Raw genomic sequence first — 14,843 nt, 5'->3', positions numbered from 1 at the left:
GCGGGGCCGGTCGGTGCCGGGTCAGACGGCACGGCTCCGGGCGCGGCGGGCCCGTACCCACAGCGCCGTGCCCCCGCCGACGGCCACCAGCAGGACCCCTGCCATCAGCCAGGGCAGCGCGAAGTAGGAGGCGGTGGCGGACTCCCGGGTCCGGCGGGCGCTCGCGGTGATCCGGACCTCGCCCCATTCCAGCTGCGGCGCGTCGGCCCACTGCTCGGTCAGCCGGACCTGCTGGCGGGGCAGCAGCTCGGAGGGGACGCGCTTCAGGTCGCGGGCGAGCAGGGTACGGCCGAAGAGTCCCTCGGCCTTGAGCGCGACCCTGGGGCTGAGGGTGACGTTGCCCCGGTTGCGGAGCGTGTACGAGATGACGGCCCGGCTCCTGCCGGTGCCGGGAACCAGCGGCTGGGTGTGCTCGATCCGGATGTCGTCCACGGAGAGCGCGGGCACGGTCGGCCCGTTCACCCGCAGGTAGATCCGGGCGCCGACGGCCCGCTGGATGCCGACGGCGACGGACCCGTCACCGGCCGGGTCGACCCGCTCGTCGAGCGCGACCAGTGCGCCGGGGTGGTCGCCGGGTTCGGCGCCCTCGGGGACGGTGATGGTGAGCGGGACGTGCACCGAACCGCGCGGGGGCACGGTGACCCGTTCGCGGTCGGTCCTGGCCCAGGCGCCGACCGAGCGCTGCCGCTCGTCCCGGCCGCGTACGGCGAAGCCGCCGTCACGCGCGGTGTTGTAGGCGTCGGCGGCGTAGAGCCGGTAGGTCTGCGGCCGGTCGGTCCGGTTGGTGACGGTGACCTTGTCGTGGAGCGTGGCTCCGGGGTCGGCCGACAGGTAGAAGTACGGGCGCTGGCCGGTCCGGGAGGCGGCCGGATAGACCGACCAGCTGCCGTTGTCCGCGGCCTGGGCAGGGGGCGTCCCGGCCGGCAGGAGGAGCCCGGTCAGCAGGACACCGGTCAGCAGGAGCAGGCGGATGTGGATGCGGCGCACGGTGCGAAACCCCCGGGTGGTGGTCGGGACGGAACGCGTCGGCGGTCCGGGCGGGTGCGCGCCCGGACCGCCGGCTGCTGGGGAGCGCTCGGTCACGTGAGGGTGAGGGTGAGCACGCCGGAGTACGCGCCGGGGGCGGTGTACGCCGGTACGTTCAGCGCGAGCCGGGCGTCGACGGTGAACTCGCCGCCGGTCACGGTGCCGTTCGGGGCGGACGCCAGGGTGGCGCCCGCGCTTCCGACCGGCCCCGCGGAGCCCGCCTGGCAGGTGCTCGGGCTGCCGGCCTTCGTCGCGCAGGCCGGGGTCCAGCTGAGCGCCGACGCACCGACCGTCGCTCCGCCGGGGCCCTGGAAGTCGGTGACCTTTCCGGTCAGGGACCAGCCCGCGGGGCCGCCGCGGTAGTCCTCGACCGTGACCGTCCGCAGGGAACCCCGGGAGGCGCCGCCGCGGCCGAAGTCGACCGCCGACATCTCGACGGTGTCCCCGTCCTGGATCATGGAGAGGGTGCCCGCCCGGACGGATGTCTTCAGCTTCTGGCTGCCGTCCGGGATTCCGCCGCCACCGGTGACGGTGTAGGCCTGGGGGCCCGCCCCCTTCGCCGGATCCCAGCCGCCGCCCTCGTACGCGACGATCCCGGTGGTCGCCGGGTCGGTGACGGTGAGCCGCCCGCCGAAGCCGCCGGAGCCGTCCGCCGTGACGGTGGCCGTGTCGGCGGTCTGCCGGTCACCGGCCCGGCCCGCCAGGGTGACCGCCGCTCCCGGGGTGAACTTCGAGCCGGTGACGGCGACCGCCTCGCCCGACGGGCCGGAGGCGGCCCCGAGCTGGATGGCGCGCTCGTTGACCTGGCCGCCCTCGTCCGTCGCGATGATCGTCTCGGAGACGGGGGCGGGCGGGTCGGTCACCGTGCAGGGGGTGTCCAGCTCCATGATGTAGCTGGTGTGGATGTTGTAGTCACCGGGCGAGAGCGTGATCTGCCCGGGGGCCGTGACCGTGAAGGTGCCGGTCATCGAGAACGACGGGAAGGCTCCCTTGCCGGGCACCGGGTCGTTCTTCTTCGGGCCCGCGACCGTGACGCTCGCGCTCTGCGCGCCACCGACGGTGACCTTGCCGGTCGGCGTCATGATGTCGGCGGGCAGCGCCAGGTCGACCGGGTTGCTCGCGGCGGCCTCGATCACGGTGTACGTGACCGTGACCGTCTCGCCGACCTTCGGGGCGGCGTTGTCGACCGTGATCTCCGCCCGCGTCGTCCCGTCGATCGGCGGGATGCCCGCGATGGCGGGCGGGATGCAGTGGGTGGGGAAGTCCACCGGGACCGAGGCGGTCGCCAGGGCCTGCGCGGGGCCCGCGAGGACCCCTCCCCCGGCGACGACCAGCGCGCCGACGCCCAGCGCGGCGGCCCAGCGACGGCGTGCGGGGTGTCTTCGGGCGCCGGATCTTCGTGTGCTGACTCTGCGGACGGTCGAACGCATGAAGCCCCCTCCTGCGGATGCGGCGCAGCGGCTCTTCCACGCCGGCGGGGGCCCATTGACGGCTCCGCCCCCGAAGAAGTCAATGGGGACGGAACACATTCACTGATGGTCCATCAGATACTGTCAAGATCCGTACACCCGTGCGGATCTTGGCCGGGGTCAGCCAGCCGTGACGCTGACGCGCAGGACGCCGTCCGGCCCGGCGAGCAGGACGGGGGTGTCCGGGCCGCCCAGGTCGCGTACGGCGGCGCGGTCCTCCTCGGACGGGGTCTGCGCCTCCGAGACGACCGCGGCCGCCTCCAGCGAGGTGGCGCCGCTGGCCACGGCCATCGCCACGGCGGTCCGGAGCGCGCTGAGCCTCAGCGACTCCAGCCGTACGGTGCCCGCGACGTAGGTGCGCCCGGTCTCGTCCCGTACGGCAGCGCCCTCCGGCACACCGTTGCGGGCGCGGGCGCTGCGCGCCAGCGTGACGATCTTGCGGTCCTCGGGGCCGAGGTCGGTGCTCTCAGTCATGTGCCGAGCATACGAACCAGCCCCGCCCCCGCGCACCAGGCCCCGCGGCTGGCTGGGCTACGGGCGGTCGAGCCGGAGCCGGTCCGCCCGGGGCAGCCCGGCGACGACCAGGTCGTAGGAGTCCTCGACCAGCTCGCGGAGCACACGGTCGGGCACGCCGGAGACCGTCACCGTGTTCCAGTGCCGCTTGTTCATGTGCCAGCCGGGCACCACCGCGTCGTACTTCTCCCGCAGCCGCACCGCCTCGTCCGGGTCGCACTTCAGGTTCACCGTCACCGGGCGGGCGGCCAGGGCGCTGAACGCGAACATCTTGCCGAGCACCTTGAACACGGAGGTCTCGGGCCCGAACGGGAACTCCTCGACGCTCGCGTTGAACTCCAGGCAGAACGCCCTCAGCTTCTCCGGGGTCACTCGTCCTCCTCGGGCTCCGGCTCCACCAGCACCGTGACGATCTTGTTGCGGCGGCCGGCCGGGGACTCCGCGGTCAGCCGCAGGCGGCGCCCGTCCGGCAGGCCGACCACGGACGAGGCACCGGCGATCGGCACCCGCCCCAGCGCCTTGGCCAGCAGCCCGCCGACGGTCTCCACGTCCTCGTCGTCGTACTCGTCGAAGCCGAACAGCTCCCCGAGGTCACCGATGTCCAGCCGCGCGGTCACCCGGAAGCGGTCGTCCCCGAGCTCCTGGACGGGCGGGAGTTCGCGGTCGTACTCGTCGGTGATCTCACCGACGATCTCCTCCAGGATGTCCTCGATGGTGACGATGCCCGCCGTGCCGCCGTACTCGTCGATCACGACGGCGACGTGGCTGCGCTCCTGCTGCATCTCGCGCAGCAGGTCACCGGCGTTCTTGGTGTCGGGCACGAAGGACGCGGGACGCATCGCGGTGGAGACCGGGTCGGCCTCGGACTCGCGGTTGATGTGGCTCTTGCGGACGAGGTCCTTGAGGTAGACGACGCCGACGATGTCGTCCTCGTTCTCCCCGGTCACGGGGATGCGGGAGAAGCCGGAGCGCAGGGCCAGGGTCAGCGCCTGCCGGATCGTCTTGTACCGCTCGATGCAGACCAGGTCCGTACGCGGCACCATGACCTCGCGTACGAGGGTGTCGCCGAGCTCGAAGACGGAGTGCACCATGCGGCGCTCCTCGTCCTCGATCAGCGACTCCGCCTCGGCGAGGTCGACCATCGCGCGCAGCTCGGCCTCGCTGGCGAACGGCCCCTTGCGGAAGCCCTTGCCGGGGGTCAGCGCGTTGCCGATGAGGATCAGCAGCTGCGGGATCGGGCCCATGACCCTGGCCAGCGGCAGCAGGACGTACGCCGCGGCGGTGGCGGTGTTCAGCGGGTGCTGGCGGCCGATGGTGCGGGGCGAGACGCCGATGGCGACGTACGAGACGAGCACCATCACGCCCATGGCGACGGCCAGCGCCTGCCAGGTCTCCGGGAACTCCTTCAGGCAGGCGTACGTGACGAGCACCCCGGCCGACATCTCGCACGCGACCCTGACCAGCAGGGCGACGTTGAGATAGCGGGTCGGGTCCGCCGCGACCTGCTCCAGCCTGGCGCTGCCGCGCCGGCCGGAGCGGACCGCCTCGGCGGCCCGGAAGCTGGAGACCCGGGCGATGCCCGCCTCCGCGCAGGCCGCCAGCCAGCCGACGACGACCAGCAGCACGGCACCCAGGACGAGGGGAACGCTCACGAGACGGTGGGTGCGGGCGAGGGGCCTTCCAGGCCCCGCTCGGCACGCCAGCCGTCGACGATCGCGGCCTGGAGACCGAACATCTCCGCCTTCTCGTCCGGCTCCTCGTGGTCGTAGCCCAGGAGGTGCAGCACCCCGTGGACGGTGAGGAGCTGAAGCTCCTCGTCCATGGAGTGCTGGGTCTCCGCCTCGTCGCCCTGCCTCTTGGCGACCTCCGGGCAGAGCACGATGTCACCGAGGAGCCCCTGCGGGGGCTCCTCGTCGTCCTTCGACGGCGGACGCAGCTCGTCCATCGGGAAGGACATGACATCGGTCGGACCGGGAAGGTCCATCCACTGGATGTGGAGCTGCTCCATGGCGTCGGTGTCCACCACGATCACCGAGAGCTCGGACAGCGGGTGGATCCGCATCCGCGCGAGGGCGTAGCGGGCGATGTCGAGGATCGCCTGCTCGTCGACCTCGGTTCCGGACTCGTTGTTGACATCGATCGACATGGTGCGCTGCTACTGCTTCCCGTTGTGGCGGTCTCGGCTGTCGTACTTCTCGTACGCGTCGACGATACGGCCGACGAGCTTGTGCCGGACGACATCCTGGGAGGTGAGCCTGGAGAAGTGGACGTCCTCCACCCCGTCCAGGATCTCCTGGACCTGGCGCAGGCCGCTCTTGGTGCCGTTCGGCAGGTCGACCTGGGTGATGTCACCGGTGATGACGATCTTCGAGTCGAAGCCGAGCCGGGTCAGGAACATCTTCATCTGCTCGGCGCTGGTGTTCTGCGCCTCGTCGAGGATGATGAACGCGTCGTTGAGCGTACGCCCGCGCATGTAGGCCAGCGGGGCGACCTCGATCGTGCCCGCCGCCATGAGGCGCGGGATCGAGTCGGGGTCGAGCATGTCGTGCAGTGCGTCGTAGAGGGGGCGCAGGTACGGGTCGATCTTCTCGTAGAGCGTGCCGGGCAGGAAGCCGAGCCGCTCACCGGCCTCGACCGCGGGGCGGGTGAGGATGATCCGGTTGACCTGCTTGGACTGGAGGGCCTGGACGGCCTTGGCCATGGCGAGGTAGGTCTTGCCGGTGCCCGCGGGGCCGATGCCGAAGACGATCGTGTGCTTGTCGATCGCGTCGACGTACCGCTTCTGGTTGAGCGTCTTGGGGCGGATCGTGCGACCGCGGCTGGAGAGGATGTTCTGCGTGAGCACCTCGGCGGGGGTCTCCTCGCCGTCCCCCTCACCGCGCTCCGCCGCCCTGAGCATGGCGATCGAGCGTTCCACTGCGTCCTCCGTCATCGGCTGACCGGTGCGGAGCACCAGCATCATCTCGTCGAACAGGCGCTGGACCAGGGCGACTTCCGCCGCTTCCCCGACAGCGCTGATCTCGTTTCCCCGGACGTGGATGTCGGCCGCCGGGAAGGCCTTCTCGATCACGCGCAACAAGGCGTCACCCGAGCCCAGGACGGTCACCATCGGATGGCTGGCCGGAACGGTGAAGTGGGCTCGCGCCTGCCTCGGCGCAGGGGTCTGGGCTGTGGGTGTCTGAGTCATGGGCCGGCTCTGTGGCCTGCGCATACCTCCCGTTGCAAGGTTCTCGCCGATCGACAACCTCTCGGATTACCAAGCCTACGACCCCGCACCGGCAACACCGAGGGCTTTTTCGCACAGGCTGGCGAACGGGGCCGGCGGGCCCGGGGTCAGGCGGGGTGCCGGAAGCCGATCGTCGGGACCGCGCGGCGCAGCGGCCAGGGCCGGGCCGCGGCGGGCAGCAGTTCCTCCAGGAAGGCGTACCGGCGCAGCGCGGCCGGGTCCTGGTCGGCGAAGGTGCCCACCCGCTGCCACCAGGCGGCGATCTCCTCCCAGCCGGGAGCCGAGAGCGAGCCGCCGAACTCCTGGACGGAGAGGGCGGCGGTGAGTCCGGCGAAGGCCAGCCGGTCGGCCAGCGGCCAGTCCGCCAGGGTGCCGGTGACGAATCCGGCGACGAAGACGTCCCCGGCGCCGGTGGGATCGAGCGCCTCGACCTCGATCGCGGGCACCTCGGCGCTCTCCCCGCTCGCCGAGTCCACCGCGTACGCGCCCTCCGGACCGAGGGTGACCACGGCGAGCGGCACCCGTTCGGCCAGGGCGTGGGCGGCTGCGCGCGGGCAGTCGGTGCGGGTGTAGCGCATCGCCTCCTCGGCGTTGGGCAGGAAGGCCTGGCAGTGCCGCAGATCGGCGAGGGCGTCCAGGTCCCAGCGGCCGGTCTCGTCCCAGCCGACGTCGGCGAAGATCCGGGCACCGTTGCGGGCCGCGGTGGCGACCCAGGGTTCGCTGCGGCCGGGGGCGAGCGAGGCGACGGCGGCGCGGGCCCGGGGCGGGCAGCAGGGGAAGCCCGGACCGCCGTCGGGGACGGCCGGGCCGGGGGCCTCGTGACCGTGCGAGACCATGGTCCGCTCGCCCTCGTACGCCATCGAGACGGTCACCGGCGAGTGCCAGCCGGGGACCGTGTGCGACATCGAGAGGTCGATGCCCTCGCCCTGCTCCAGGGCGTCCCAGCAGTACTCGCCGTAGTGGTCGTCCCCGAAGGCCGCGGCCAGTGAGGTGTGCAGGCCGAGCCGGGCCAGGGCGGTCGCCATGTTGGCCACGCCGCCGGGGCTGGAGCCCATGCCGCGCGCCCAGGACTCGGTACCCCGCACCGGGGCGCTGTCCAGACCGGTGAAGATGATGTCCAGGAAGACCGTGCCGGTGAGGAAGACGTCGCAGTCCGGGTCCTGCGGGGCGCGCAGTCCGTCGAGTGGGTCGATGCCTGGAACGTCCGCGCTCACCTTGCACTCCCGGTCGTGGTGGATCCGGCCAGTGTGCCCGATCGGGCGGCGTGAGCGGAGGGCGCGCGCCGGTGGCCGTGCGAGCCGGTCTCGGCACCTCGCACCACAGCGTGGACCCGCGCAAACCTTCGCGACTACCCGCGCACTCGGAGCGTAAACACACATGTGACCCAGATCACCCTAGGCCACCTTTCGGCGGACTGTCCACGGTTGCAACAATTAGCCCGCGAGCCCCTTCGGCGACGGTTGCCGACGAGTGGCACGAATTCTCCGCGTTTCCCGTTTTCCCCGTGTTTCCCGTGTTTCCCGTGTTTCCCGCAGTGCCCTCCCCCTTGCCTTTCTGCCGTATCCCGGCATGTCTTCAGGAACGCCCATGTCCTCGCGCCCGCGCGCCGCGTGGCCCCTGGTCGCCGTGTTCACCGCCGGTTACCTCGCCTCCTATCTGCTCCCCACCATCGTCGGGCGGCTCTCCGTCCATCTCGGCCTCAGTACGGCCCAGTCCGGTCTGGTCGGCAGCGCCCTGCTGCTGAGTTCGGCGAGCGCCGGATTCACGCTGGCGGGCCGCGTCGAGAGGTACGGGCCGCGGCGTCCGGCCCGGATCGGACTGCTGCTGGCGATGGCCGGGTACGGCTGCGCCTCGCTGGCCGGGTCGGTGCCGCTGGTCGTGGCGGGCGCGGTGGTCGGCGGGCTCGGCTCGGGTACGGCGACCGCGGTGGCCGCGTCGGGCATCGCCGCCCAGCGCGACCCCCACCGGACCTCCTCGCTCGGGCTGCTCAGCGTCTCCGCGACGGCGGGCGCCCTTTATCTGACGATCCCGCACCTCGGGGGCGGCCACCGGCTGCCGTTCGCCTCGATCGCCCTGGTCGCGCTGCTCGTCTGGCCCGCCACCGCGCGGCTCGGCGGCCCCGCGCCCGCCACCCCCGGCGCCCCGGCCATCGGCCGGCTGCCGCACCGCAGGTCAGGGCTGGTACTCGCGGGCGGGATGCTCGTGTGGTCCATGGCGCAGAACGCGCTGTGGGGCGTCAGCGGCCGGATCGGGGTGGCACAGGCCGGGCTCTCCGAGGTCGTCATCGGCGCGGTGTTCGCCCTCGCGCTCGGCGCCGGGCTGCTCGGGGTGATGGGGGCCGGACTGCTGGGGGCACGGCTGGGCCGGGCGGTGCCGATCGGACTGGGCACCGTGGTCATCGCGGTGAGCATCGTGCTCAGCTCCTCGGCCGGGAGCCTCGGCTCGTTCGCGACCGGCGAGATCCTGTGGAACACCGTGTACCCGGTGGTCCTGTCGTACCTGATCGGGCTGGCCGCCTCGCTGGACGTACGCGGACGCTGGGCGGTTCTCGCGGGCTCCGCGTCGTCCGTCGGGGTGGCCTGCGGTCCGGTGCTCGGCAGTGTGCTCTCCGAGCTGGCCGGATACCCGGTGATGGGGCTGGTCCTGGGCGCGGCCACCCTGCTGGTCGCGGCCCCGTTCACGGCCGTCGCCCTGCACACCGGCGGACGGCCGCTGGTGCCGGGATCGGTACGCCGCCGGGGCGGCGCACCGGCCGCGCTGCTGGCCGTCACCACCGGGGCGGTGCCCGGGGCCGTACCGAAGCTGGGCGCGCCCGAGCAGGCCGTCACGGAGATCAGCCTGCCGGTGCGGCGCAGGCGGCCGGTGCGGGGCGCGTTCCGCACGGCCGGTCCGGCGGGCGGTGCCGGTCAGTCGAACGCGTACGCCTCGACCTCGGACAGGTAGCGCGCCCGGCGCTCCTCGTCGTGGTCGAGGAAGGCCGCCTCGAAGGAGTTGCGGGCCAGTGTGCGCAGCTGCTCGCGGTCCAGGCCGAGCGCCTCGTGGACGGCGTGGAAGGTGTCGCCGACGTAGCCCCCGAAGTAGGCGGGGTCGTCGGAGTTCACCGTGCACAGGAGCCCGGCGGCCATCATCTCGCGCAGCGGGTGCTCCTCCAGGACGTCGATGGCGCGCAGCCGCACGTTGGACAGCGGGCACAGGGTGAGCGGCACCCGCTCGGCGGCCAGCCGCTCCACCAGCTCCGGGTCCTCCATGCAGCGCAGCCCGTGGTCGATCCGCTCGGCACCGAGGACGTCCAGCGCCTCACGGATGTACGCGGGCGGGCCCTCCTCCCCGGCGTGGGCGACCCGGCGCAGCCCGAGCGCGGCAGCCGCCTCGAACACCTCGCGGAACTTGGCGGGCGGGTGGCCGACCTCCGCGGAGTCCAGGCCGACCGCGCTGATCCGGTGCAGGTGCGGCTTGGCCGCCTCCAGGGTTTCCCGCGCTGATTCGGCGGACTGGTCACGCAGGAAGCACATGATCAGCTGGGTGGAGATGCCGTGCTTCTCCTCGCTGCGCTCCAGCGCCCGGCCGAGCCCTTCGACGACGGTGCCGATCGGGACACCGCGGGCGGTGTGCGCCTGCGGGTCGAAGAAGATCTCCGCGTGCCGCACGCCCTGGGCGGCGGCGCGGGCGAGATAGGCGTCGGCGAGCTCCTCGAAGTCCTGCTCGGTGCGGAGCACCGCCATCAGCGCGTAGTAGAGGTCCAGGAAGCTCTGGAGGTCGTCGAAGAGGTAAGCGGTGCGGAGCTCCTCGGTGTCCGCGTACGGCAGGCGTACGCCGTTGCGCGCGGCGAGGGCGAAGGCCAGCTCGGGTTCGAGGGTGCCTTCGATGTGGAGGTGGAGCTCTGCCTTGGGGAGATGCACGGGGATTCACGCTCACAGACGATGGTGCTGATGCGGTGCTGGTGTGGTGGGTGGGTTCAGAGGTGCCGGGTGGGCACGGGGATCCTGGCGAGGTCCTGGGCGACGGTCAGTTCGCCCTCGAACCCGGCCGCGCGGGCCTGGGCCCCGAAGACGGCGGGGTCGGCGTAGCGCTGCGAGAAGTGGGTCAGCACCAGGTGCCGTACGCCCGCGTCCCGGGCCACCCGGCCCGCCTGCCCGGCGGTCAGATGGCCGTGGTCGGCCGCGAGCCGTTCGTCCTCGTCGAGGAAGGTCGACTCGATGACCAGCAGGTCGCAGCCCTCGGCGAGCGCGTGCACGCCGTCGCAGAGCCTGGTGTCCATGATGAACGCGAACCGCTGGCCCCGCCTGCGCTCGGAGACGTCGTCGAGGGTGACGCCGCCGAGGGCGCCCTCGCGCTGGATGCGGCCGACGTCCGGCCCCCTGACGCCGTGCTCGGCGAGCTTCTCCGGCAGCATCCGGCGCCCGTCGGGTTCGACGAGCCGGTAGCCGTACGACTCGACGGGGTGCGAGAGGCGGTGGGTGCTGAGCGTGTACGCGCCGGTGGTGGCGAGCACCCCGTCGGCGGCGACGGGGGCCTCGGCCAGCTCGACGGACTCGCGGTAGGCGGTGGCGTACCGCAGCCGTTCGAAGAAGTGCTGCCCGCTCGCCGGGTAGTGCGCGGTGACCGGGTGCGGGACCTGGTCGAGGTTGATCCGCTGGATCACCCCGGCCAGGCCCAGCGAGTGGTCGCCGTGGAAGTGCGTGACACAGATCCGGTTGATGTCGTGCGCGGCGACACCGGCCCGCAGCATCTGGCGCTGGGTGCCCTCACCGGGGTCGAAGAGGATGCCCTCGCCGTCCCAGCGCAGCAGATAGCCGTTGTGGTTGCGGTGCCGGGTCGGGACCTGGCTGGCAGTGCCGAGGACCACGAGTTCGCGTTGGGACACGGTGCGGTGGCCTGCCTAACCGGGGGGCCACTGGAGACCGCGGCCGCCCAGGACGTGGGCGTGCGCGTGGAAGACGGTCTGGCCGGCTCCGGCACCGGTGTTGAGGACGATCCGGTATCCGGTGTCCACGATCTTCTCGTCGGCGGCGACCTGACCGGCCTCGCGCAGCACGTCGGCGGCGACCGAGGGCTCGGCGGCGGCGAGCGAGGCGGCGTCCGGGTGGTGGAGGCGCGGAATGACCAGGACGTGGACCGGGGCCTGCGGGTTGATGTCCCGGAAGGCGACGGTGGTCTCGGTCTCGCGGACGATGGTTGCCGGGACCTCACCTGAGACGATCTTGCAGAACAGGCAGTCGGGCTGCGGTTCTCCCGCCATGGGACTGGCTCCTCGGTAGCTGGTGATCGTTGTACGGCATGGTAGCGGGGCGCCCGGCCCCGCCACCCCGTGCCTATGCCCCGGGCGGCTCGGGTGCCCGGCGGGCCGGGGTCCGGGTCAGCGCTTCGAGCGCGACGCGGATCGCCTCGTCCAGCTGCGGGTCACGGCCCGCCACGTGGTCCTGCGGGGTGACGACGACCTCGACGTCGGGATCGACCCCGTAGTTCTCCACGCCCCAGCCCTCCCCCTCGAACCAGAACGCGTACTTGGGCTGGGTGACCCCGGTCCCATCCACCAGCCGGTAGCGGCTGTCGATCCCGATCACGCCTCCCCAGGTGCGCGTACCGACGACGGGACCGATGCCCAGCGCCTTGATCGCGGCGGTCACGATGTCGCCGTCCGAGCCGGAGAACTCGTCGGCCACCGCGACCACCGGGCCGCGCGGCGCGTCCTGCGGGTAGCTGTGCGGGCGCATGCCGCGCGGAACGTCCCAGCCGATCACCCGGCGGGCGAGCTTCTCCACGACGAGCTGCGAGGTGTGGCCGCCGCTGTTCTCCCGGATGTCCACCACCAGCCCCTCGCGGGCCATCTCGACCCGCAGGTCACGGTGGATCTGCGCCCAGCCCGCGCCGTTCATGTCGGGGACGTGGAGATAGCCGAGGCGTCCGCCGGAGCGCCCGTGCACATGGGCCCGCCGGCCAGCGACCCAGTCGTGGTAGCGCAGCGCCTCCTCGTCGGCGACCGGTACGACGACGACAGGGCGGGGCTCCCCGCCGTCCACCGGGGCGACGGTCAGCTCGACCGGGCGGCCCGCCGAGCCGGTGAGCAGCGGGGCGGGCCCGGTCACCGGGTCGACCGGGGTGCCGTCGACGGCCAGGACCGTGTCCCCGGCCCGTACCGCCACGCCCGGCGCGGCGAGCGGCGAGCGGGCCTCGGGGTCCGAGCTCTCCGAGGGGAGGATCCGGTCGATGCGCCAATTTCCCTCGCCGGTACGGGAGAGGTCGGCGCCGAGCAGTCCCTGCCGGGCCGATTCGTCGCACCAGCCAGCGGCCGGACGGACGTAGGCGTGCGAGGTACCCAGCTCGCCCTGGACCTCCCACAGCAGGTCCACCAGGTCGTCGTGGGTGGCGACCCGGGCCAGCACCGGGCGGTAGCGGTCCAGGACGCCGTTCCAGTCGGCGCCGCCCATGTCGGCGCGCCAGAAGTTGTCCCGCATGATGCGGCCCGCCTCGTCGTACATCTGGCGCCATTCCGCGGCCGGTTCGAGGACGCGCCGGACGCGCGAGAGGTCGACGGTGATCCCGCCGTCGCTGCCGCCGTCCTCGTCGTCGGCCGGGACATGGCTGTCGGACGGTACGACACGCAGCGCGCCGCGGGTCCGCAGCACGAGCCGCCTGCCGTCCGCGGTGACCTCGAAGTCCCGTACGTCCGAGGCGAGTTCCTCGCTGCGCAGCTTCTCCAGGTCGTACCGCTCCAGGGTGGTGTCGGGGCGGCCGGAGTCGGGGGTGGCGGCGCTGGTGCCGAGCACCCCGGTCGTCGGGTGGTTCAGCCAGAGCAGCCCGTCCCTCGCCGCGCGGAGCGTGGAGTACCCGGCGGCCCGGACGGGCAGCGGCACGATCCGGTCGGCGAGCCCTTCGAGGTCGATCCGGGTGATGGGCAGTGCGGTCGGGTTGTCCTGGTCGCTCTCGCCGCCGCTCTTCTCCTTCTCGACGGGAAGGCCGTGGCGCTGCGGTCCGAACGGGGAGGGGGTCGTGGCGGCGAGCGTCAGCAGGTGCGGGCGGCAGGTGGCGAGGAACGCCAGGTCGAAGACGTGGCTGTCGTAGACCGGGTCGAAGGAGCGCTCGGAGAGGAAGGCGAGGTGCTTGCCGTCGGTGGTGAACGCGGGCGAGAAGTCCCGGAAGCGCAGCGGGGTGGCCTCGGCGACCGACAGGTCGGTGAGGTGGGCGAGCTTGAGCTGGCTGAGCGGGCGGGGCCCGGGGTGGGACCAGGCGAGCCAGGTGGAGTCGGGCGAGAAGACGAGCCCGGAGACGTCACCGTGCTCCGCGCGGTCCAGTTCGTGGACCTCGCCGCTCTCCCGTTCGACGATCAGGACCCGCCCGTCGTGCGCGGCGACGGCGAACCGGCTGCCGTCGGGGGCCGCGGCCAGGTCGAGGACCCGGCCGAGCCGCCCCGCCGCGAGCCGGTGCGGCGCGGTGCCGGGCGCGGTGCCGGTGGACGGGGCGCACTCCAGGGCGTCGTCGCCCTCGGCGTCGGTGACCCAGACGACGTGCGGGTCGCCCTCGGCCTGGAAGGCGCGGGCCAGCCGGGCGCGTACGCCGGGCTCGGCGGCGAGTACGCGGGCCGGGCCGCCCCGGTGGGTGACCCAGTGGACGGCGCCGCGCGTCACCACGGCGCTGCCGCGGCCGGTGCGGTCCGGGGAGACGGATTCGACGTAGCTGTCGGCGTGCACGGGGAACGGCTGGAGGTCGGTGCGCTGGCCGCCGAGCCGGATGTCCAGGCGGCGGGGCGCGGTGCCCGTCAGGTCGTCGAGCAGCAGGAGTTCACCGGCCGAGGCATAGGCGACGCGGGTGCCGTCGGTGCTCGCGTGGCGGGCGTAGAAGCCGTCGAGGCCGGTGTGGCGGCGCAGGTCGGAGCCGTCGGGGAGGGAGGAGTAGACGGCGCCGACGCCTTCGTGGTCGGAGAGGAAGGCGACGCGTGCGCCGACCCACATCGGGCATTCGATGTTCCCGTCGAGCCCCTCGTGGAGCCGGACGAACCGGGCCGGGCCGTCCGCCGGGGGTTCCTGCTCGATCCACAGCTTGCCCGCCGCGCCGCCCCGGTAGCGCTTCCAGGCGGCGGCCTCGCGCCCCATGGTGGCCGAGAGCAGCAGGGCCCGGCCGCCGGGCCCGTGGGCGAGCGAGCCGAGCAGCCCGTACGGGAGGGTCCGCGCCGGGCCGCCGTCGACCGGGACGGCGCTGGCCCAGGTGCGCTGGGCCGACGCCTGTCCCTGGGCGCTGACGACGAGCACCTCGCCGCCGGACGTCCAGCCGTGGACGGCGGTCCGGCTGTCGCCCCAGTACGTGAGCCGGGTGGCGGGGCCGCCGTCGGCCGCCGCGAGGTGCACCTCCGGCGCCCCGTCCCGGGTCGACGTCCAGGCGACCCTGGTCCCGTCCGGCGATATCCGCGGCTGGCCGACCGGCCTGTTGTCGGCGCTGACGCGCCAGGCGCGACCGCCGTCCAGCGGCGCCAGCCAGACATCGTCCTCGGCGGTGAAGGCGATCACGTCGCCGTGGACATGGGGATAGCGGAGGTAGGCAGGCTGCGTCACACGGATCACCCTAGGGCGCGGCCGTGTCCTCCGTAACCGGGTTGGCCGGAGTCCGGCAGGGGG

At 73.1% G+C, this 14,843-nt stretch carries 13 protein-coding genes; 1 reads left to right on the top strand and 12 read right to left on the bottom strand.

Translation table 11 applies throughout. The features are described from left to right. Positions 1-21: 21 nt before the first annotated feature. The 8 genes from ACFVWY_RS08090 to ACFVWY_RS08055 all read right to left on the bottom strand — a co-directional run bounded on the left by ACFVWY_RS08090 (position 22) and on the right by ACFVWY_RS08055 (position 7,448). Complete coding sequence (locus tag ACFVWY_RS08090) at positions 22-987, bottom strand: WxL protein peptidoglycan domain-containing protein (RefSeq protein ID WP_389868451.1); 966 nt, start codon at positions 985-987, stop codon at positions 22-24. Between the two features lie 92 nt (positions 988-1,079). After that, on the bottom strand, positions 1,080-2,456 hold the full coding sequence (locus tag ACFVWY_RS08085) for a beta-xylosidase (RefSeq protein ID WP_389868449.1): 1,377 nt from the start codon (positions 2,454-2,456) through the stop codon (positions 1,080-1,082). A 159-nt stretch (positions 2,457-2,615) separates the two neighbouring features. Beyond that, a complete protein-coding gene (locus ACFVWY_RS08080; protein ID WP_389868448.1) occupies positions 2,616-2,969 on the bottom strand; it encodes a cytidine deaminase in 354 nt (117 codons plus the stop codon). A gap of 57 nt (positions 2,970-3,026) precedes the next feature. Continuing rightward, positions 3,027-3,380, bottom strand: a complete 354-nt coding sequence (locus tag ACFVWY_RS08075) for an MmcQ/YjbR family DNA-binding protein (protein ID WP_389868446.1) — start codon at positions 3,378-3,380, stop codon at positions 3,027-3,029. Then, a complete protein-coding gene (locus tag ACFVWY_RS08070) occupies positions 3,377-4,660 on the bottom strand; it encodes a hemolysin family protein (protein ID WP_389868444.1) in 1,284 nt (427 codons plus the stop codon). The genes ACFVWY_RS08075 and ACFVWY_RS08070 overlap by 4 nt, the downstream gene beginning before the upstream one ends. Beyond that, complete coding sequence (gene ybeY / locus ACFVWY_RS08065; protein WP_389868442.1) at positions 4,657-5,154, bottom strand: rRNA maturation RNase YbeY; 498 nt, start codon at positions 5,152-5,154, stop codon at positions 4,657-4,659. Before ybeY ends, ACFVWY_RS08070 begins: the two co-directional genes overlap by 4 nt. Positions 5,155-5,163: 9 nt before the next feature. Continuing rightward, positions 5,164-6,195 (bottom strand): PhoH family protein, encoded by a 1,032-nt coding sequence (locus ACFVWY_RS08060; RefSeq protein WP_389868441.1) that lies wholly within the window; start codon positions 6,193-6,195, stop codon positions 5,164-5,166. Positions 6,196-6,341: 146 nt separating this feature from the next. Next, positions 6,342-7,448: a carbohydrate kinase family protein gene (locus ACFVWY_RS08055; RefSeq protein ID WP_389868439.1), complete on the bottom strand. Its 1,107-nt coding sequence runs from the start codon at positions 7,446-7,448 to the stop codon at positions 6,342-6,344. A 373-nt stretch (positions 7,449-7,821) separates the two neighbouring features. Between ACFVWY_RS08055 and ACFVWY_RS08050 the strand changes: the two genes are divergently transcribed. Beyond that, positions 7,822-9,177 (top strand): MFS transporter, encoded by a 1,356-nt coding sequence (locus ACFVWY_RS08050; protein ID WP_389868438.1) that lies wholly within the window; start codon positions 7,822-7,824, stop codon positions 9,175-9,177. Here the strand turns inward: ACFVWY_RS08050 and ACFVWY_RS08045 are convergent. From ACFVWY_RS08045 to ACFVWY_RS08030, 4 genes are all read right to left on the bottom strand, one after another. After that, positions 9,141-10,133, bottom strand: a complete 993-nt coding sequence (locus ACFVWY_RS08045; protein ID WP_389868436.1) for an adenosine deaminase — start codon at positions 10,131-10,133, stop codon at positions 9,141-9,143. The genes ACFVWY_RS08050 and ACFVWY_RS08045 overlap by 37 nt on opposite strands. 56 nt (positions 10,134-10,189) lie before the next feature. After that, positions 10,190-11,098, bottom strand: a complete 909-nt coding sequence (locus ACFVWY_RS08040; protein WP_389868434.1) for a ribonuclease Z — start codon at positions 11,096-11,098, stop codon at positions 10,190-10,192. Positions 11,099-11,113: 15 nt separating this feature from the next. Further along, entirely contained in the window at positions 11,114-11,473 is a 360-nt protein-coding gene (locus ACFVWY_RS08035) for a histidine triad nucleotide-binding protein (protein ID WP_389868432.1), read from the bottom strand. 73 nt (positions 11,474-11,546) lie between these two features. Next, a complete protein-coding gene (locus tag ACFVWY_RS08030; protein WP_389868430.1) occupies positions 11,547-14,780 on the bottom strand; it encodes a S41 family peptidase in 3,234 nt (1,077 codons plus the stop codon). Positions 14,781-14,843: the final 63 nt, after the last annotated feature.

The organism is Streptomyces sp. NPDC058195 (assembly GCF_042883525.1).
Taxonomy (GTDB): Bacteria; Actinomycetota; Actinomycetes; order Streptomycetales; family Streptomycetaceae; genus Streptomyces.
This window is presented reverse-complemented; position numbering and strand designations above follow the sequence as displayed.